The following is a 19,615-nucleotide window of genomic DNA, read 5'->3' on the forward strand; positions in this document are numbered from 1 at the left end:
AGATAAACGATCATCTTACCCAATTGCGTAGAGGATGGCAGCGTTATGACCACTGCAACAAAAACGTGACGCATGAATGCAAATTGCCGGGCGCAAGGCCCGGCAAAAAAGAGAGAATGGTTAAGTACTAATTACCGCGGTTAATAATGCCTAACACGACGATACTAACCACAATCACGCCGACAATGATCACCACTATCGGGAGTAACTTATACAGCCCGCCTGGCCGCTTCTTGGCTTCAGGCTGTAGATGCGGTTTTGAGGTTTCATAATCCTCAGGTATTCGCTCATTGATAATATGCTGCTTCTCTTCTTCCGGGGTTTTGCTTTCCCTAGTGTCCATAAACACCTCCAGCGTTCCGGTCGAATTGGGCGGCGCTACCGCCTCTGTGAATGGCTTACAGATTCACGACATCAAACGTAACCTCTGGATTGACGTCGGCATCGTAATCGACATCGTCACGCTCAAAGCCAAACAGCTTCAAGAATTCGTGCTTATAACCAGCATAGTCGGTAATCTCGAATAAGTTTTCGGTCGTCACTTCCGGCCACAGATCCTGGCACGCTTGCTGAACGTCATCGCGCAACTCCCAGTCATCCAAACGCAGGCGCCCTACCTCATCAGTTACCATTTCACCGCGCTTGCCTTGGGCTGAGTAGAGCTGCTCACCGAATAGACGGTTCAATTGATCGATTGTGCCTTCGTGCAGACCCTGCTCTTTCATGATGCGGTAGACCATGGCGATATACAGCGGCATTACCGGAATGGCCGCGCTCGCTTGGGTGACCACCGACTTGAGTACCGCCACATTGGCACCGCCACCGGTCTCTTTCAGCTTGGCGTCGATAGCCGCGGCAGCGCGGTCAAGGTCTTCCTTGGCTTTACCCAGCGCACCGTGCCAGTAGATCGGCCAGGTGATTTCAGTGCCGATATAGCTAAACGCCACGCTACGCGCACCTTTTGCCAGCACACCTGCTTGGTCAAGTGCTTCCATCCACAGTTCCCAATCTTCGCCACCCATTACCGTAATGGTGTCGTCGATTTCCTGCTGGGTGGCTGGCTCTACTTCTGCTTCGATAATCGCGTCTTTATTGGTATCGATAGCAGTGGCGCGGTAAGTTTCGCCAATTGGTTTGAGGCTCGAACGCTTAAGCTCGCCGCTATCCGGCAGCTTGCGAACGGGTGATGCCAGCGAGTACACCACCAGATCGATCTCGCCCATGTCCTGCTTGATCAGTTCAATGGCTTTTTCCCGCGCTTCATGGGAAAACGCATCGCCGTTAATCGACTTGCTATACAGCCCTTCCTGCTTGGCAAACTTATCGAAGGCGGCACTGTTATACCAGCCTGCGGTGCCGGGTTTCTTATCGGTGGCAGGCTTTTCAAAGAAAACGCCCAAGGTGTCGGCGCCGTAGCCAAACGCTGCGGTAATACGTGCTGCCAACCCATAGCCACTTGAAGCCCCAATGACGAGTACTTTTTTTGGGCCAGCCTGCTTATCCAAACCGCGAGCACGGGTCGCTTCAATCTGTTCGCGAACGTTCTGCTCGCAGCCGATGGGATGAGTAGTGGTACAAATAAAGCCGCGTACTTTGGGTTTAATAATCACAGAGAACCTCTTTATCGGATTGATTTAGCTTTTAATATCGTAACTGGCAACATCATAACTAGCGACACCGTTTTGCCATAGCTTTTGGCATAGTTTGTGGCATAGCTTTTGGCATAGCAGTGTCATGACTCATAGAGGCTATTCTAGCTGTCTCCGTGCGCTCTGTCCGCTCCTGAGCTATCGTCCTCCCATGAGCGACTCTCCATCCTTGAGCTCCTGCCCGCCCTTGAGCTCGGGGCGCATTCGCGTCACGATAGCTGCCAAAGTACTTATATCAGCAACGACTTCCCACGAGGCGATCATGAATGCACAGCAGCTAGTAGATGAACGCGGCGATCTATGGCTAGCGCTAGCCCCGCTGTGGCTGGACCGTGAACCCAGTGAACGCGATTACGCGCGTATGATCGAGGTCATAGAGCGCTATGATATGACGCTTAACGAGCTCGAATGGATGTTTCGCCTGGAAATGGCACCGGTGATGTCTCGCCATCAGCTTTCAATCGCCAGCGAATGGCGACAATTTGACGACTATAAGCTGATGAAGCAGTTGGTCAATCACAATATGCGCTTGAAGGGCTGGCGACGCAAAAGCTGGGCGCTGTTTTCAGGCTTAACGACCATGATGGTGCGTCACCGCTGGAACGCACTCATGAATCGTGTAGCAGTCGCGCGGGGCGAGCAGGTATAGAGGGATAGTGCCCTGTGGGGCTATGGGTATGTTTGATCCAAGGCTTCTTCCAACGCCAGACGCAATGGACGCCCGTGATAGCGCGGTCCAAAGCGGGCAATCACCTTGCCATCACGGCCCACCAGGAACTTGGTAAAATTCCATTTGATCAGCTGTGTGCCTAGGATTCCAGGCGCCTCGCGCTTGAGCAGCACAAACAGTGGATGGGCATCACTCCCATTGACATTGACCTTTTCCAGTAGCGGAAAACTGACTCCAAACTGCTGCTCGCCAAACTGGCAAAACGCTTGAGCACTTTCCGGCGACTGGCGGCCAAACTGATTACACGGGAAACCGAGCACAGTGAAGCCACGATCCCGGTAGCGCTGAAAAAGGGTTTCGAGTTCGCTTAGCTGCGGGGTAAAGCCACACTGGCTGGCAACGTTAACCACCAGCAGCACTTGGCCGCGTAGCGCACGTAAATTGAACGGCAGCCCTTGGTGGGTATAGCAGTCTTGGTCGTATATTTGCATCAATCAGCCCCACAAAACCCCAAACGGCATGGGTATCACCATGCCACGGCTATGCTTTTTACACCAGCGGTCCGGCGACCACTCGTAGCGCCAGCGCGATTAACAGTACGCCCGTGATGCGGTTAATCCAATGGGCACGCCGCTGTAGCCAGGGCAAAATCTGCGAGTGGGAAAGCACCACCGCCACCAACACGTACCAACCGCCATCAATAATCATCGCCGTTAACACAATGATAGCTTTAGCTACCCCACTCATTTCCGGGGTCACAAACTGGCTCAGTAACGCAACAAAAAACAGAATCAGCTTCGGGTTGCCTAATGCCACCAGCACGCCCTCTTTGGCCGCCTGCCCTCGGCTAGTGACAATCGCATTAGGCTCTAAGGCACCGGCTTTCCCGGCACGCAGCGCTTTAACCCCTAGCCACGCCAAATAAGCCGCGCCGAACCAGGTAATCAGCTGGAACAGCAGCGGAAAACCGGCGATTATCGCGCCTAGCCCCCAAACGGTAAGGAGCGCATAAAAGCCTACACCAAAGGCATGGAAAACTGCCGCGGTCACTCCAGTAAAACGCCCGCCGCCTAACGTATGGCGCAGCACCAGTGCCAAGCTCGGCCCCGGCGACATAGCGCCCATGGCACAAATCGCGGCGAGCGATAGCCAGAGTGTTAACGGCATGTCTTTTCCTCCTTGAGGGGTCAAAATCAAAATATGAGCAATGATGGCCAGTATACGCCAAGCCAAGCAACACTTCGGTAAGCGTCTTAAATAACGCTGTTAGCATGGTACGCTGTTGGGTAAAATTTAATCTTTTGCTCTATGCGATTTATTCGCTCTTTTGAAAACATCCGCCCCGCCGCTCATTGCGCGGGGCATATAGAGAACATAGGTCTAGAAAACATAGGACGGCAACATGGGTAGGGCTTTTCAGAACCGTAAGGAATCCATGGCCAAAACGGCCGATGCAAAGACCAAGGTCTACAGCAAATATGGACGCGAGATTTACGTTTGCGCTAAAGCGGGCGGCACCGACCCTAATGGCAATCTGGCGCTGCGCGGCTTAATGGAGCGGGCCAAAAAAGATCAGGTGCCCTCTCACGTTATTGATAAAGCGCTCGACAAAGCCAGCGGTGCCGGTGGCGAGGATTTCTCGCCCGCACGCTACGAAGGCTTCGGCCCTGGCAATGTGATGGTGATTGTCGACTGCCTTACCGACAACCCCAACCGCACCTTTGGCGATGTGCGCGGCTGCTTCACCAAAACCAAGAGCAAAATCGGCACTCCCGGTAGCGTCAGCCATATGTTTGACCACTGCGCTATCTTCTCCTTCGCCGGAAGCGATGAAGAAGCCGTGCTTGAAGCGCTGATGGAAGCCGATGTGGATGTCACCGATATTGAGCAAGAGGGTGAGAGGATCACCGTTTTTGCCCCACATACCGACTACGCCAAAGCCAAACAGGCATTATTAGATGCCTTCGGTGAGATTGACTTTGAGGCAGACGAGATTCAGTTCCTGCCGCAAACCACCACCCCGGTGGAAGGCGATGATGTAGCGATGTTCGAAAAATTCCTAGGCATGCTCAACGAACTGGACGATGTGCAAAACGTCTATCACAGCGGTGAGCTGCCCGAGTCTACAGACGCCTAAGGCCTGTTAGTAAGAAGATTCTGCCGCGTTGCGTGCATCCAGGGCAGCATCCGGTGGCAACATCGCTGACTGCACGCCTGCGGCACTCAGCACTGTTTTACCGCGCACAGTTAGATCGGTAATAAACAAAAACTGCTGGCGCGGATCCACCGGGTAAGCGCGTATGCGGTAGTGGGTGCCCCAGGGTTTCTCTTCGGCCACCACAATAATTGGCTTATCGAACTTCAGATAGGCGCTGGTTAACGCCACATCGCGCAGCGCTTTACGTACCCAGCCTGCTTCGTGCTCGGGGTGAAGGTAAAAACTCGCCACGCACTGCAGGCTGGTACCGCCATTATTAGCGTTGTAAACGGCGTGATCCCACAACTTTAAGTGCGGCACGGCGACTAAATCATCGTCGGGCGTCTGAATATCTACCGTGCGCAAACCGACGTGCTTAACCTCGCCGTAAGTGCCTTCAATATTAACCCAGTCCCCTGGGCGATAAGGCAGTTCAATCGCCGAAACAACACCCGCAATCAAGCTGCTTACGTAATCCTTCATGGCAAAACCAATGGCTAAGCCAAGTGCTCCCAGCAACGTGACCATATTACGTAGCGATGGCTCGATAATAATCGGTACGATGATGGCCAGTGCAGTAATCAAAATCAGTAGGCGCGTTAGAGGCACCAAGGCAAAAATGCGGAAACGCACTTGCCCGTGTAACCGAGTGGCCAGCCAGTTAAGCCCCCGCTGGCTGACAATAATCAGCACAATGGTCGATAGCAGCACCACCCCAAGGGTAATCATCGCTTGGCTATCAATATCGTTAAACAATCGTGCGTACTTTTGTTGTTCGTCCATGGGTGCCCTCCGCAGGCCTGTCGCTGTTAGCGCGGCGACTTAAAGGGGATCAACCAGATAATTGCGCGATTCCAATAGCTGGCGAACGCTTGCGTAGCTTAACGGTGTGATCTGCCAACGCCCTTCGCTGCTTGAAACAATCCCTTTGCGCTGCAAAGCTAACCGGGCATTGAGTGCCTCGTGGTGTGAAAACGGCAACACCTGCCCGAGGGAGTGGTCATCCAGACCGCCATGAACCAATAACGCATGCAGCACCAGCGTGGCGATATCCCCGGTATCTGTGGAGAGTTCTGCCTCGGCGAGGGCATCGACCAGCCACAGCGCCTCTTCATCGTCTGCTGTTGGCTCACGCAGCCGCTCGCGCCAGTAGTGCCAAGCAAGACCTATATGACCACGACAGTGAGCAGCTAAGCGCTGTAGCTCTTTGTTAGGGGCTTTGTCGCCATGCTGGGTTGCTGATTCAGTCAATACTGGCTTACCGGTTCGCGTGCTGTAGACCAACGGAGACTGTCCCTCATGGGTCGCAATCTTCGCAAAGTACTGCGACAGCTGTTCGCCCTCCATGGCTTGAAGGGTAAATACCGGCGCGCCCTCGATACCGACCACTTCTTGTAGGTAGGCATACGCCCAGCTGTCACAGCCAATCACACCCTGCCCCAAGCGGCCACTTAAGGCGCGCTCAAGAAATTCACGTACGCCCTGAATACCCTGAGTGTGGCGTAAAAAGTAGCGTTCTAATGCGGGAACAGCCCACTCGCGTTGATTGGCACAACGCTCTACCCACTGAGTGTCGCCTTCGGCAAGCTCGCTGAGCGTGGGTGGCGGCAAACAGGCAAAGTGGTGCTGTTCCGCCCACTGACTCACCACAGAAACATGGCCGCTGTGCGGCGGGGTAATAAAAAACGTAACCGGCGCTTGCTGGCCTTTTAGCTGCTGCGCCAAAGCCCTTGCGGCGGGCGCCCAATCGATGGGCGGCACTAAATGCGCTAGCTTAACCTCGGGCAACGCACGCAGTTCATGCTCTTCTTTTACCTGCTGCTCAGCGCTGTTTTTGCCTACCAGCCACGTCGAAGCCGAACGCAACGAACGTCGCCATTGGCTTGCCTGGGTCTGCTCAGGGGTACGAAACTGATCGAGCTCGACGACCGCCCACAGCGGCGTGTCGGCTGATGATGAATGCTCCCCCATGACCTTGTCCCTATGGTTAGCAATAAGCGTTCACTTTAGCACGGTGCGCGCAGCTTCTAACCTCATAGACGAACTTATGGTCTAAAATAAAGTCTTGATAGACAGTCGTTAGCGCACATAACGGATTATTATTTTATTGCGAGAGCAATGGCAAAAGCTAAAGGAGAAAGCAATGAGTGTTGTCCACGTTAGCGAAACAGAACTCCACGCCAAGCTCGAGAAGTGTATTGCCGGTGAGCGGCTACTGATTGAGCATGAGGGCAATCGCTTTAGCGCCAGAATCCAGCACGTTGGGCTAATGGGCGTAAAGGTGATACCTGAAACCGAGATTAAGAACAGCCATCGCACACCGGGTGACGTTGAAGGCGTGATGGTGCCCTACGATGAGATATTGGAGCTTGAAGTAAAAGGCGTGGTCTACAGCCGCTTGCCAGATTAGTCTGCACTTGCACGCCCGGCAAGTGCGCAAGGCGTGCAAACTGTTTGTCTATGACTCACTTCCTCGAAAGTAAGCCAACTGTTTTAAAACGTCAGGCAGATCTTGCCGAAGTGCTGGCCAGATTCCTGGTGGCGGAAAGCGTCGGCGATCTCGGCAAGCGGGAATTCGCGGTCAATGATCGGGTGCATATCGAATGTTTCCAGCGCACGAATCATCTCGATCTGGTTGCGACGACTGCCCACAATCAAGCCTTTCAAACTCGCCTGCTTGGCCATTAATTTAGCTGTCGGTATTTCACCCTCACGCCCAGTGAGGATACCAATCAAGGCGATATGCCCACCGATTTTGATCGCATCAAAGGATTGCGGCAGCGTACCTGGCCCGCCCACTTCGACGATATGATCAACGCCTTCGCCGTTGGTCAGCTCTTTCACCCGCTTACCCCAATCAGGCGTCTCTTTATAGTTGATGGTGTGCTCGGCGCCCATCTCACGCAGCCGCGCCAGCTTTTCGTTAGATGAAGAAGTAGCGATTACCCGCGCGCCCATTAATCGGGCAAACTGCAGGGCAAAAATAGATACCCCGCCGGTGCCCAGCACCAGCACGCTGTCGCCCGCTTTAATGCCACCATCGACGACCAGTGCTCGCCAAGCGGTTAAGCCAGCGGTGGTTAAGGTAGCGGATTCCGCATGGCTATAGCCCTTGGGCTGATGGGTAAACCACTCAGCCGGGCGTACAACCTGCTCACGAGCGTAGCCATCCACGCCGTCACCTGGCGTGGTGCGAAAATCACCGACACGCGCCGGGCCTTCCAACCAGTGGGGAAAGAAGGTCGATACCACGTGGTCGCCCACCGCGAACTCACTGACACCATCGCCCACGGCTTCGACAACGCCCGCGCCGTCAGACATGGGAATACGCCCATCGTCGGTGGGAATCATCCCAGCGACCACGGCGTAGTCGTGGAAATTCAGAGAACTGGCGTGTAGACGTACTCGGATTTCACCAGGGCCCGGCTCCCCAGGCGCTTCCATGTCGACAACGTCCAACTTGTCCAAACCGCCGGGCTGATTCAGCTTGATCGCTTTCATCGTTACCTCATTATGTACAGTTCGAATATGTACATTGATGTATGTATCTACTGTTGGTTGGGGCCGTTGCCGTCGATATCAAGGCCCAGGAAGCCACCTGACTGGCGCTGCCAAAGGCTGGCATAAATGCCGTTGCGTGCAAGCAGCTCCTGATGCGTGCCACTTTCCACCATGCGCCCTTCATCCACCACAATTAACCGATCAAGCATTGCAATGGTCGACAGCCGATGCGCGATGGCAATCACCGTTTTGCCTTCCATCAGCGTATCCAGCTGCTCTTGAATGGCAGCCTCCACTTCCGAGTCCAGCGCCGAGGTGGCCTCGTCCAGAACCAGAATAGGGGCATTTTTGAGCAGCACCCGGGCGATAGCGATCCGCTGGCGCTGCCCGCCGGAAAGCTTCACACCGCGCTCGCCCACATGGGCATCCAGGCCGCGACGCCCTTTCGGGTCGACCAGATCATTGATAAAGGTATCCGCATGGGCGCGGCACACCGCGTTCCAAACGTCTTCGTCACTGGCGTGGGGACTGCCGTAACGGATGTTGTCACGCAGCGAGCGGTGCAGCAGCGAGGTGTCTTGGGTGACCATGCCAATCTGGTGGCGCAAAGAGGTTTGAGTCACCTCGGCAATGTTTTGCCCATCGATCAATATCTGCCCACCTTGCAAGTCATAAAAACGCAGCAGCAGATTGGCCAGGGTGGATTTACCCGCCCCGGAACGGCCGATCAGGCCGATTTTCTCGCCGGGCTTGATGGTCAGGCTGAGTCCATCAAAGACGTTTTTACTCTCCCCTTTCGCCTGGGCGTATTGAAAGCGCAGCGCATCAAACACAATTTCGCCATGGGGAACCTGAAGCGCTTTAGCATTGGGCGCATCGTTGATCGTGGGCTTCTGAGCGATGGTGTTCATGCCATCTTGAACCGTGCCGATATTTTCAAACAACCCGGCGACTTCCCACAATATCCAGTCAGACATAAAACGGATACGCATGACCAGCGCGATGGCAATCGCCAAAACGCCCAGGGAAATCGCCTCCGTGTACCAGGCGCTGATCGCCATGGCCGCAGTGCCCACCAACAGCGCCGTGTTGAGCAGCGTCAAACCCACGCTCATGATCGTCACCAAGCGCATCTGGCGGTGAACGGTGACCATAAAGCCTTCCATAGCATCTTTGGCGTAGCGCTGCTCGCGCTCGGTGTCGGCAAACAGCTTGATGGTCTGGATATTGCTGTAGCTGTCCACCACGCGGCCGGTCATTTGGGCACGGGCGTCCGCCTGTGCCATGGAGACATCGCGCAGGCGCGGTACGAAGTAGCGCATGATCGACAGGTAGCCCACCAGCCACAGTCCCAGTGGGATCAGCAGCAAAAGATCCGCCCGGCCCAGCAGGTAGGCCGCGCCAGTGAAATAGACGATGGCGTAGACCAATAAATCCATCACCTTGGTGACGGTCTCGCGGATCGCCAACGCCGTTTGCATCACCTTTTGCGACACCCGCCCGGCAAATTCGTCCTGATAAAATGCCAGGCTCTGGCTAAGCATATGGCGGTGGGATAGCCAGCGGCCGATCATCGGGTAGTTACCGAAAATACTCTGATGGGTGACCAATGACTGCATCAGCACCAATAGCGGCAAACCGATCAGCAGCAATAGCCCCAGACCAGCAAGCCACAGGCCGTTTTCAGCCCAAAAGCCTGCACGTTCAACGTTGCCCAGCCAATCGACCAGTTGCCCCATGTAGCTAAAGAAAACCACTTCAGCCGCCGAGACCAGCGCCGTGAACAGCGTCATTAGCAGCAACAGCGGCAGCATCGGACGGGAAAAGTGCACAATAAACGGCATTAAGCCCTTAGGCGGCGTTTTAACCTCGCCTTCCGGATAAGGGTTTACCCGCGTTTCGAAGTAACGAAATAGCGGCTGTAAAACACGCGATAGCATGAGGCTTCCTTACGTGACTGGCATTGGTGTGTCTGGAATTGGTGTGTCTGAAATTGATGTGACAGACGTTAACTTATTTATGTAACAGTTTGATTGTTTAAGATTTAAGAAGTGGCGTGGCGCAGCAGCCAACGCGCCCAAAAAGGCGCAATGATCATCAGCGTGACCATGCGCAGCAGGTGGTGAAAGGCAACAAACACCGGGTCGATATTGAGCGCGACGGCCAAAATAGCCATTTCGCCAATGCCCCCCGGCGCCAGCGCCAACAGCGCCACATCGCGCCCTACCCCTAACAGTTGGTGAATCAGCTCAGCAAAGAGTGCCAGTACCAGCAACGCTAACAGCGTCGCCACACCAGACTGCCATAAATAGCGGCCAAAAAGCTTTCGCGTCATGCCCTGAAAGCGCGAACCAATGGCACTGCCCAGCACCCACAGCATCAGGTTCATCCCCCATTCCGGGAGAGCGAAACTGGCAATATCAACACCGGATAATAGAGCAGCGGCTAGCAGTGGTGCCAGCAGTGCAGGGCTGGGAATTCGCAGCCAGCGTCCTAGCGGCAACAGCAGCGGGATCATCAGTAGCATCCAGCCGTGTTCAAAACTGCTATGAACAGGGCCGATGCCCTCGCCTCCGCCCTCATAGGCCCAAAATAGCGGCGGCAAAAAAAGAATCACTAAAATGATGCGCAGCGACTGCGCGACTGCAATACGCTGGGGGTCGCCACCGCACTTTTCGCCCAACAGAATCATCGCCGTCATCGCGCCGGGCGAGGCACCAAACCAGGCACTGACGGGGTCGAAACCACAGCGCCGGTACCAGGCAGCGGCTACGGCGGTGGAGGCGGCTACTCCCAGCAGCAAGAGAGCAGCAGAAACCGGCCAATCCAGTACGCGATGAGCCAACTGCGGCGTCACCTGGCTACCCAACACCAACCCCATGACGGCTAGAAATACGTTACGCAGTGGCTCAGGCACTTCGACCTTCACACCTTGTGAAGAGACCACGAGGTTGGCAATAAGAGGGCCAAGCATCCATGCAAGGGGCAGACCGGACAGTTGAAACAGCGTACCGCCAACGGCGCCAACGGTTAGTGATATTGTCAGCGCTTTTGCGCTCCCTGCATTCAACACGACGCCCTTCACATCGACTCCCTAAATCTTAAAATCTGTCCCTACTGACGCAATAATTAACCTGCTAATTACATCCAATAGTTTAGCATTGAACCAGCGGCTTGGGCTTCAATGATGGCGAAGATATATGGTTTTGGTTGCTAAGCTCACCTTCAAGACGTCATCCATCATCTTAATTTTTTGGTCATGCTATCTGTATCTGCCGGCCAGCCAGCGTATAATGTCTTCCGCCAGTAATGGCGAACTTTCTCAGGGCGGGGTGTAAGTCCCCACCGGTGGTGATGCCATATCTTTATTGATGCGGATAAGCCCACGAGCGCTCAACCAGAGGTGTAACCTAACGGTTGAGGACAGCAGATTCGGTGAGATTCCGAAGCCGACGGTAATAGTCCGGATAAAAGAGAAGGTTTCCTAGTGATATTACCCGTAGCGTTACAACGCATGCGGGTGCTGTGCTATTGGATGCCTCATGCCCTGGTTCTGGTAAACAATCCCCATAGGATGACCATGAATCAGACCCAACTTTCTTCATTCCCTCGCGTTGCCTTTATCGAAGCGTCTTGGCATCACGATATTGTTGCCCAAGCCAGAGAAGCATTTATTGCTCAACTTGCCAGCGAGCATGGCTTTTCCGCTGATCAAATAGAAATATTCCAAGTCGCGGGGGCGTATGAAGTGCCTCTTCAAGCTAAGTTGCTAGCCAAAACAGGTCGTTACAGCGCCATTGTGGGTGCGGGCTTTGTTATTGATGGAGGCATCTATCGCCACGACTTCGTGGCTCAAGCAGTGGTTGAAGGCATGATGCAGGTGCAACTGGAAACAGAAATTCCCATACTTTCTGTCGTGCTGACGCCGCATCATTTCCATGAACACAGCACACATCATGATTTTTTCTATGACCATTTCCGTGCCAAAGGCAAGGAAGCGGCTGCAGCGTTGGTAATGACTTTGGAAAACCATCGAAGGATTCAAGGACTAAGATAAACCACTGCCAAAATTGTGGAGATGCTTAGGTAGCGGGCAATCTGAATGTTAGCTCGCTACCTGAGTCAATTCATAGACGGTTGACGCTTAACTAGCCGTTTAGGCTCTTTGCTGCAAAGTAACTCAAGCCTTTTCAACTCATGAGGCTGACCCAAAGTGACGCCCTAACGCTGATAACGTGGGCATCATGGGTGTAGGTTTAGGTTGGGTTTGTCTCTTGGGTTGGGTTGGGTAGCGCAGGATCGGATCGATAGGCGTCCATTTAAGGACGTTCGGTTACCATCACCGCTATCTTCGCCGTAGCGGAGGTCAGGTGAGTGCAAAGCTCATGCTGCCGGCCCGGTACTCGCCCGCACCACCAGCTCGGGCGGTATTACCTTCCGAACCGGCGGAAATTGCTCCCCCGCCATACGAGAAAGCAGCAACTCACTGGCACACTGGCCAATTAGGTCAGTGCGCACCCGCACACTGGTCAATGCTGGTGCCGAGTAGGCGGCCGCAGCCATATCATCGAAACCGGTGACAGAAATATCCACACCTGGGCGCACCCCATGCCGGTAGCACGCCGCCAGCACACCAAAGGCGATAATGTCCGAAAAACACATAATTGCGGTCGGTGGTTCCGGCATCGCAAGCAGCCGCTTTAGCATGGCGTCACCGAATTCCAGTGTCGTTGGCCCGTGGTGAACCGAATCACTGGTGACAGGCAAACCGGCAGCATCCATCTGCTGCCGGAAGGAGCATTCTCGATCACGGGCAGTGGACGTATCACCGCCACCACCCAACCAAGCAAAGCGCCTATGCCCTGCTTCATATAAGTGTTCGAATAAAAGACGGATGCCTAGCACATCGTCGTTGATGACTCGATCGAAACTTGTATCAGCGACATCCCGGGAAATCAGCACCAGCGGAAAATCCTGTAGATGCCTTACCTGCGGCCCATCAAGATCTTCTCGGGTGGTACCGGCGACAGGCACTAAAATCAGCCCCGCGGCACCATGCTCGGCCATCTGACGAATGAAGCGCGCCTGAATCGATGGTGTTTCATGGGCATGGCAGAACAGCATCATGCGATCCGCCTCGCGGAAGCGCGCTTCCATATGCCCAAGGAATTCGGTGAAAAAGGGGTTGCTCAGATCATTAAGGCATACCGCTACAGTGCCGCTATCGCCTCTCCGCAACCCCGCCGCATGCCGGTTATAGACGTAACCCAGCTCCTTCGCAGCCTGTTGTATACGCTCCCGCGTCGCTTGGGAAATTCGCAGATCATTACGCAGGGCTAATGATACTGCGGAAACGGTGACGCCTACCTGATCGGCGATAGTTTTAAGTGTCGGACGACTTGCCATATAAAAAACTCAACTCCCATGATTTATAGGCGACGGAACGCGATCTAGTGCGCCAGCCTCCTTTTGGAATTATGAGCAACATACTCTCATAGCGGCTTTTTTAGTGATATCGCAAGCCTCGTAAACACGGAATTCCAATTCTATAACGACCAAAGTTGTATTTATTCAATCGATTGAACTAGGTAAAAAATGACAATGAAGGCATCCCAACAACTATCAAAAAACGCCGTCAATATCCCTCGCCACTGCCAGGAGCACGCAGCATGATGAGCACAAATTCGACAACAATAATGACTATCTCACTGGCCCTATGGACCTCGTTGGCAGCTACTTCCGCCTCAGCCGATAACCCTGAAACCTGTCACTGGCAGCCCGAACGAGCCGTTACCTTCATCGTTCCCTGGGGTACCGGTGGCGGCACCGACGCCAATGCACGTCGGTTGGCCAGCCTGCTCGAAGAAGAAATGGGCGTGCCCTTCAACGTCGTCAACCGTACCGGTGGAAACGGCGTTGTAGGCCACACCTCACTCGCGCGAGGCAAACCTGACGGCTATACCATTGGTGCCGCCACTGTCGAGATCGACACCATGCACTGGCTCGGCCTAACACCGCTGACCTACCAGGACATCACGCCCATCGCATTGATTAACCGCAGCTCGCCTGGGGTAGTGGTACAAAATAATTCACCCTACGAAACGCTTGAGGATCTACTCGACGAGGCACGCCAGAACCCCGGAGAATTGACCGCTTCGGGAACTGCCCAGGGCGGCATCTGGCATCTCGCCCTAGCCGGTATGCTCAAGGCCGAAGGACTGGCTCCCGACGCCATTCGCTGGATCCCCAGCCAAGGTGCTGGGCCTGCACTCAAGGAACTGATGGCAGGGGGCATTGATGTTGCGACACCTTCACTCGCTGAGGCCCGCAACCTGATCGAACAGGGGGAACTAAAGGCGCTGGGCTACATGAGCGATACTCCGATGGAACAGATGCCTGAAGTCCCTTTGACAGCTGACACACTGGAGAGTGGATGGACACTAAGTGCCTTTGTGACGGTCAGCGGCCCTGACGGTCTACCGGACGAGATCGCCTGCACCTACGAGCAAGCAATCGAGACAGCTATCAACAGTGAAGCCTGGGCCGAGTTCAAGCGCAGCAGTGGCACTCAGGTAGTGTTCGAAAATCGTCACGAGACCGCTCAACTCCTCGCTGAGGCTGATCGTCAATTGGGCGAAGTGGTCGAAGCGATCGGCCTCGCCAAATAAGCGAGGCCGATTGATAAGCAGGAGGTGTTCATGTGCAATGATCGATTGTCGGGGAGCCTACTGGTTCTCTTCGGCGCACTGGTGCTCTGGCGCGCCTCAACCTTCCCGTCCCTGGCCGGGCTGGAGTACGGCCCCGGCCTGTTTCCCTCTATCGCGGCGATTGGCCTGATAGTTTGCGGAGCGCTAATCGGCTTTGGGTCGCGGGGGCGGCGGAAGGCGCCGAGCACTTCGACGATGCCGCCTCGGCAAACAGGCTGGCGGATGGCGGCACGCCCCCTGGCCCTGCTGATCGTGATACTCGGCTATGGCCTATTGCTCGCCCCCCTGGGCTTTCATATTGCTTCCTTAATGGCAGTCTCCGCCACAGCCCTGATCTTCGGGATGCGTGCTGGGGGCGCAGTGCTGCTAGCGCTACCCCTGGTGATCAGCGTGCATCTGCTGTTCTATTCACTGCTGCGCGTCCCGCTCCCCTGGGGCCTGCTGACACCAATGGCATGGTGACGCTATGAGCGCCTCGACCCTTACTGCCCTATTCAGTCCAGCGTCTCTAGCGGTCATCGCCGCCTGTACGCTCTATGGCACTTTCATCGGCGCCATGCCGGGCCTAACCGCTACCATGGCGGTGGCCCTTCTGGTGCCCTTTACCTACTTCATGGATCCGTTGATCGCCATCAGCGCCATTGTCGCCACAACTACCACAGCGATTTTCGCTGGCGACGTACCCGGCACCTTGATGCGTATCCCCGGCACGCCCGCCTCCGCGGCCTACGTCGAGGACGCTTACCGCCTGTCACGCGCAGGACGCTCCCGCTCGACGCTGATGGTGTCATTGTTCGCCGCCTGCATTGGAGGCCTGGTGGGTGTCGCCCTTCTAGCGCTCATTGCCCCTCAGTTGGCCCGTGTCGCAGTGCAGTTTTCCAGCTTCGAAACCTTCTGGCTGGCCTGCCTAGGACTGAGTTGCGCGGTACTAACTAGTAACGGTAGCGTCGCCAAGAGCTTTTCCAGCCTCTTCCTCGGCCTATTTATCGCCACTATCGGCATCGATGTCGCCGTCGGCCATCCACGCTTCACCTTCGGCAATTACGAACTGTTCGATGGCATTAGCTTTATTCCCGCCATCATCGGCCTGTTTGCGCTCAGCGAGATTCTGCGCAGTGCACAGATAGGACATCGCGACCAACCTGCCAATGCAGTACAAGAGTCATTTTCCAAAGCGCTGCGTGAGGCAGCGCTCGTACTGCGCCGCTTCAAGCGCAACATCGCCCGCTCCAGCGTACTTGGCACCCTGATCGGCGCGCTGCCCGGCGCCGGGGCAGATATCGCCGCTTGGATCTGTTATGCGATTTCACGGCGCTTCTCGCGCCATCCCGAACGCTACGGTACGGGGTACATTGAGGGCGTAACCGATGGTGGCTCCGCCAACAATGCCGCTATCGGTGGCGCCTGGACGCCAGCATTGGTGTTCGGTATCCCCGGCGATAGCGTCACGGCTATTGCCATCGGCATCCTGCTACTCAACGGGATGTCACCTGGGCCGCAGATATTTACCGAGTCACCAGAACTGGTACATACCCTTTACGGCGCCTTCGCACTAAGCAATCTCGCGATGATCCCTGCTGGCCTGTTGGTGATCATGGCTTCCAGTCAGGTGGTACGTATCCCGCGTCGGGTCCTCATGCCCTGTGTACTACTGTTCTCGTTGGTGGGAGCTTACGCCATTACCAACTCGGTCATTGCCATCTGGACAGTATTGGCGCTGGGTGTCCTGGGTTACGCCATGGAGGCCAATGGCTTTCCTCTAGCGCCCGCCATACTGGGTATCGTTCTCGGCACAATCGTCGAGGAAAACTTCATGACATCGATGATGAAGGCCCAAGGCGACTTGCTGGCCTTCTTCGATCGCCCCTGGGCGGCGGCGCTAGGCACACTCACCCTGCTGCTCTGGGCGTTGCTGCTGACTCGCGGTATCTATGAGAGTGTTCAGCGTCGTCGCCATCCTAGCCCCTCTGCGGAAACGGAAACCTATCCATGAGCCATCGCAACCGTACCAAACTTGCCCTTAAGCAGGGTCGAGCCATTAGCGCCCTGTGGTTGGAAAGCGCCAGCCCCGAACTAGCCGAAATTGCCGTTTGGGCCGGTTGGAAAACCATTCTGATCGACAACGAGCACGGTGTCTCCAGCCTCGAGCATACCGCGCATCTAGTTCGCGCCATCGAAGCAGCAGGTGGTGAAGCGGTTTTACGCATTCCCGCCAACGACCCCACCTACCTGAAGAAGATCCTGGATATGGGGGTACGCTCGATCATGGTGCCGATGGTCAATAGCGCCGCACAGGCTCAAGCTATCGTCGATGCCTGCCGCTACCCTCCTCATGGACAGCGTGGCTATGCGGCTCCTATCGTACGCGCCTCAGGCTACGGCGCTTTCAGTGATTACGCCAGTCAAGCCAACGATGACCTGCTGTTGATCACCCAGATCGAGCATACTGAAGGGGCAGATAACGTCGAGGCGATCGCCGAGGTCGATGGCATAGACATGCTGTTCATCGGCCCCAACGACCTGGCGGGCTCAATGGGCTTGCTCGAACGTCTCGAGGCACCCGAGGTACGCAGTCTGATTGAGGATCTTGAGCGCCGCATCGCCAATAGCGGGCGCTGGATGGGCACCATCACCGGGCCCGGTCGCGATGTCACCACTCTGACCAATAGTGGCTACCGCTTCGTGGCCGGCCCCAACGACATCGCACTGCTCGCCAGCACCCTACGCCACGAGGCGGCACTATGGCGTGAACAATCCGCTGATTTCGGAGGATCCTGATTCGGATATGGTCCTTAGTGGCCGGGGCGTCACTGCCGCCGGCCTTCTGAAGACGCTAAGATAAAGTGATTAAGATAATGCTGAAAACAAATCGCTGCCGCACTCTATAGCGCTTCTTGTTGACACATCAATCTATCAACCTCTTCCGCCATTGGAATACTACTGGCAGCGCCGCGTTTTTGAACCGCCAGGGCAGCCGCCGCTGTTGCCCTTTGCAAACACTGTGAAGGCTTTAGGCCAGCTTGCCTAGCGGCAAGGAAGTAACCCACAAAGGTATCGCCTGCGGCCGTTGTATCGATGGCCTTTACCTTTAAAGCCGATTGAAAAAGAGTCTCACTGCTGCGCTGATACCAAGCCCCCTCGCTACCTAGGGTAAGAACCACCTCGACATCGCCAAGCGATTCTTTACAACGCCTTAGCAAATCTGCGGCGCTCGACTCTACCGGCATCTCTAATAAAGCGGCGGCCTCTGTACGGTTAAAAAAAAGCAGTTCACATTGGTCTAGAGGGAGTGATGATACCTTCGAGGTCATTGGTGCTGGGTTAAATATCACCTTGCAGCCGTGGCTCACTGCTAATGGAATAAGCTGATCAAGCCCGTTACATTCGTTCTGAATAAGTATTGTGTCGCCAGGAGCGGTTTGCGCAATAAGAGCCGTCATTTTCTCCTGCGTAAAACCATGATTGGCGCCAGAGAACAAAAGAATAGCGTTTTCACCCAGTGCGTCAATTTGAATAATGGCATGCCCACTTGGCTCTGAGGTCAATTCGACATCTTTCACACCAACACCCGCAGACTCAAGCTCACTGGTCACCCAGGCATCTATCGATGAAACTCGCCCCCAGTGACTCACCCTTCCTTTGGCACGCGCTATTGCCAGTGACTGATTGACGCCTTTTCCACCTAACCCAATATTATAATCACCGCTTTCCAAGGTTTCGCCAGGGCGGACAAAATAGGGTACACGGTAAGTATAATCGATATTGATGGAACCAAAATTAAAGATCATTGACACCCCCTCTTATTCAAAAAGCCAGCCAGCTTTAAAGCTGACTGGCCTCTAGGCAAGTTCCTCTAACACCTACTCTTCTAACGCTTACTCTTCTAAAACCTATTATTCCAACACAAAGGGGGAGGTATAGCTATCTACATTATCTTGAGTAATAAGGAAACAGTCATAAAGCTGTTTTTCACTATCCAACCCTGTTTCTCCGGTATTAATATAATGATCAGCAATTTTTACTGCATGTTCTGCAAATACGGCCACCGGCTGTAGAACGGTATAGGCCAGTTCACCCGAGCGAACCGCATCAACAGCATCTGGTGAACCGTCAAAACCACCTACTATTACATCGTCTAGCCGCCCCTCCTGTTTTAGAGCCACAATGGCACCTAAGGCCATTTCGTCGTTACCACTAATGACGCCTCGAATATCAGGATGAGAACGGAGCATGCTCTGCATTTTATTGCGCCCTTCCGTCCGATCCCAGTTAGCGATGTCAGACGCAGCAAGGCTAAGATCGGGGTATTGGCTAAGCACCGTCTCATAGCCATTGGATCTTGTCGCAGCATTATTATCAGAAGGGGGTCCCTTTAACTCTATATAGGATCCCTCGCCATCTAGTTGCATTGCCCACTGTTGCGCTCCTAACGCGGCTCCTTGCGCATTATTGGAAACCAGTTGCGCTTTGGCCAATCCCTGCTGGTTAATCTCAGCGTTAATAATAAATACCGGAATTCCCGCCTCGATTGCTCTTCGCACAGCGCCAATGGAACCGTCCGCATTAGCAGGGTCGAGAATGATTGCTTTAGCCCCATTGGTAATTGCCGTATCGACCTGATTGCTTTCAGTGTTGGTGTCACCCACATGGGAACTTACATTTGCATCATAGCCCAATTCTTCTGCTGTACGCTCAGCAATTGTTCCTTCCGTTTGCCAATAGGGATTTGACATATCATTGACAATAATTGAGATCAGTCCCTTGTCCTGAGCAACTATAGAGCTACTAAAGAGCATCGAGACACTGGCGAGAGCTGTAAAAAGCACTTTTTTACTTTTTGGAAGCATGATTATTACCTCATAGTTATGATTGTTGGTCTTTGAATCGGTAG

The 19,615-nt window shown here is 54.5% G+C and carries 20 protein-coding genes and 1 riboswitch; of the genes, 8 read left to right on the plus strand and 12 right to left on the minus strand.

Annotation, left to right across the window (positions count from 1 at the left end; translation table 11 throughout):
- Window positions 1-127: 127 nt before the first annotated feature.
- Both YERSI8AC_RS16845 and fabV read right to left on the minus strand, forming a co-directional pair.
- Window positions 128-343 (minus strand): hypothetical protein, encoded by a 216-nt coding sequence (locus tag YERSI8AC_RS16845; protein WP_022522490.1) that lies wholly within the window; start codon window positions 341-343, stop codon window positions 128-130.
- 55 nt (window positions 344-398) lie between these two features.
- Window positions 399-1,610, minus strand: coding sequence for an enoyl-ACP reductase FabV (gene fabV / locus YERSI8AC_RS16850; protein WP_009288181.1), 1,212 nt, complete (start codon window positions 1,608-1,610; stop codon window positions 399-401).
- A 301-nt stretch (window positions 1,611-1,911) separates the two neighbouring features.
- Between fabV and YERSI8AC_RS16855 the strand changes: the two genes are divergently transcribed.
- The gene (locus YERSI8AC_RS16855) at window positions 1,912-2,298 is read left to right on the plus strand and encodes a DUF7079 family protein (RefSeq protein ID WP_022522489.1); all 387 of its coding nucleotides are present in this window, start codon (window positions 1,912-1,914) and stop codon (window positions 2,296-2,298) included.
- Between the two features lie 20 nt (window positions 2,299-2,318).
- On the opposite strand, the gene YERSI8AC_RS16860 is transcribed toward YERSI8AC_RS16855, so the two are convergent.
- Together YERSI8AC_RS16860 and YERSI8AC_RS16865 are read right to left on the minus strand one after the other, a co-directional pair.
- Window positions 2,319-2,810 (minus strand): glutathione peroxidase, encoded by a 492-nt coding sequence (locus YERSI8AC_RS16860; protein WP_022522488.1) that lies wholly within the window; start codon window positions 2,808-2,810, stop codon window positions 2,319-2,321.
- 58 nt (window positions 2,811-2,868) lie between these two features.
- Window positions 2,869-3,486, minus strand: coding sequence for a LysE family translocator (locus YERSI8AC_RS16865; RefSeq protein ID WP_022522487.1), 618 nt, complete (start codon window positions 3,484-3,486; stop codon window positions 2,869-2,871).
- Window positions 3,487-3,721: 235 nt separating this feature from the next.
- Between YERSI8AC_RS16865 and YERSI8AC_RS16870 the strand changes: the two genes are divergently transcribed.
- Entirely contained in the window at window positions 3,722-4,456 is a 735-nt protein-coding gene (locus YERSI8AC_RS16870) for a YebC/PmpR family DNA-binding transcriptional regulator (RefSeq protein ID WP_022522486.1), read from the plus strand.
- 6 nt (window positions 4,457-4,462) lie between these two features.
- Here YERSI8AC_RS16870 and YERSI8AC_RS16875 read toward each other — a convergent pair whose 3' ends face one another.
- Both YERSI8AC_RS16875 and YERSI8AC_RS16880 read right to left on the minus strand, forming a co-directional pair.
- The gene (locus YERSI8AC_RS16875) at window positions 4,463-5,299 is read right to left on the minus strand and encodes a mechanosensitive ion channel family protein (RefSeq protein WP_009288177.1); all 837 of its coding nucleotides are present in this window, start codon (window positions 5,297-5,299) and stop codon (window positions 4,463-4,465) included.
- A 39-nt stretch (window positions 5,300-5,338) separates the two neighbouring features.
- Window positions 5,339-6,487, minus strand: a complete 1,149-nt coding sequence (locus tag YERSI8AC_RS16880; RefSeq protein ID WP_009288176.1) for a hypothetical protein — start codon at window positions 6,485-6,487, stop codon at window positions 5,339-5,341.
- A 172-nt stretch (window positions 6,488-6,659) separates the two neighbouring features.
- Between YERSI8AC_RS16880 and YERSI8AC_RS16885 the strand changes: the two genes are divergently transcribed.
- A complete protein-coding gene (locus YERSI8AC_RS16885) occupies window positions 6,660-6,926 on the plus strand; it encodes a hypothetical protein (RefSeq protein ID WP_027959997.1) in 267 nt (88 codons plus the stop codon).
- Between the two features lie 83 nt (window positions 6,927-7,009).
- Here the strand turns inward: YERSI8AC_RS16885 and YERSI8AC_RS16890 are convergent, their stop codons facing one another.
- From YERSI8AC_RS16890 to YERSI8AC_RS16900, 3 genes are all read right to left on the minus strand, one after another.
- The gene (locus tag YERSI8AC_RS16890; RefSeq protein ID WP_159177140.1) at window positions 7,010-8,017 is read right to left on the minus strand and encodes a zinc-dependent alcohol dehydrogenase family protein; all 1,008 of its coding nucleotides are present in this window, start codon (window positions 8,015-8,017) and stop codon (window positions 7,010-7,012) included.
- A gap of 47 nt (window positions 8,018-8,064) precedes the next feature.
- Window positions 8,065-9,957, minus strand: a complete 1,893-nt coding sequence (locus YERSI8AC_RS16895; protein ID WP_009288174.1) for an ABC transporter ATP-binding protein — start codon at window positions 9,955-9,957, stop codon at window positions 8,065-8,067.
- Between the two features lie 104 nt (window positions 9,958-10,061).
- Entirely contained in the window at window positions 10,062-11,102 is a 1,041-nt protein-coding gene (locus YERSI8AC_RS16900) for an AbrB family transcriptional regulator (protein ID WP_159177141.1), read from the minus strand.
- A 229-nt stretch (window positions 11,103-11,331) separates the two neighbouring features.
- A riboswitch (FMN riboswitch) is annotated at window positions 11,332-11,500 on the plus strand.
- A 97-nt stretch (window positions 11,501-11,597) separates the two neighbouring features.
- Here YERSI8AC_RS16900 and YERSI8AC_RS16905 point away from each other — a divergent pair.
- Window positions 11,598-12,074 carry a 6,7-dimethyl-8-ribityllumazine synthase gene (locus tag YERSI8AC_RS16905; RefSeq protein WP_201304235.1) on the plus strand — a complete coding sequence of 159 codons (477 nt, stop codon included), beginning with the start codon at window positions 11,598-11,600 and terminating at the stop codon, window positions 12,072-12,074.
- Between the two features lie 326 nt (window positions 12,075-12,400).
- Here YERSI8AC_RS16905 and YERSI8AC_RS16910 read toward each other — a convergent pair whose 3' ends face one another.
- On the minus strand, window positions 12,401-13,423 hold the full coding sequence (locus YERSI8AC_RS16910) for a LacI family DNA-binding transcriptional regulator (RefSeq protein WP_027959994.1): 1,023 nt from the start codon (window positions 13,421-13,423) through the stop codon (window positions 12,401-12,403).
- 263 nt (window positions 13,424-13,686) lie between these two features.
- Here YERSI8AC_RS16910 and YERSI8AC_RS16915 point away from each other — a divergent pair, with 263 nt between their 5' ends.
- From YERSI8AC_RS16915 to YERSI8AC_RS16930, 4 genes are read left to right on the plus strand one after another with little or no spacing between them, the layout of a single operon-like run.
- Complete coding sequence (locus YERSI8AC_RS16915) at window positions 13,687-14,685, plus strand: tripartite tricarboxylate transporter substrate binding protein (protein ID WP_236557329.1); 999 nt, start codon at window positions 13,687-13,689, stop codon at window positions 14,683-14,685.
- Window positions 14,686-14,715: 30 nt separating this feature from the next.
- Window positions 14,716-15,186 (plus strand): tripartite tricarboxylate transporter TctB family protein, encoded by a 471-nt coding sequence (locus YERSI8AC_RS16920; protein ID WP_236557330.1) that lies wholly within the window; start codon window positions 14,716-14,718, stop codon window positions 15,184-15,186.
- 4 nt (window positions 15,187-15,190) lie between these two features.
- The gene (locus tag YERSI8AC_RS16925; protein WP_159177146.1) at window positions 15,191-16,717 is read left to right on the plus strand and encodes a tripartite tricarboxylate transporter permease; all 1,527 of its coding nucleotides are present in this window, start codon (window positions 15,191-15,193) and stop codon (window positions 16,715-16,717) included.
- Entirely contained in the window at window positions 16,714-17,502 is a 789-nt protein-coding gene (locus YERSI8AC_RS16930; RefSeq protein ID WP_027959990.1) for an HpcH/HpaI aldolase family protein, read from the plus strand. The genes YERSI8AC_RS16925 and YERSI8AC_RS16930 overlap by 4 nt, the downstream gene beginning before the upstream one ends.
- A gap of 104 nt (window positions 17,503-17,606) precedes the next feature.
- Here the strand turns inward: YERSI8AC_RS16930 and YERSI8AC_RS16935 are convergent, their stop codons facing one another.
- Both YERSI8AC_RS16935 and YERSI8AC_RS16940 read right to left on the minus strand, forming a co-directional pair.
- The gene (locus YERSI8AC_RS16935; RefSeq protein WP_035538220.1) at window positions 17,607-18,512 is read right to left on the minus strand and encodes a ribokinase; all 906 of its coding nucleotides are present in this window, start codon (window positions 18,510-18,512) and stop codon (window positions 17,607-17,609) included.
- A 105-nt stretch (window positions 18,513-18,617) separates the two neighbouring features.
- Entirely contained in the window at window positions 18,618-19,571 is a 954-nt protein-coding gene (locus YERSI8AC_RS16940; RefSeq protein ID WP_009288677.1) for a D-ribose ABC transporter substrate-binding protein, read from the minus strand.
- Window positions 19,572-19,615 lie beyond the last annotated feature (44 nt).

Source organism: Halomonas sp. 113 (genome assembly GCF_904067645.1).
Classification (GTDB): domain Bacteria; phylum Pseudomonadota; class Gammaproteobacteria; order Pseudomonadales; family Halomonadaceae; genus Vreelandella; species Vreelandella titanicae.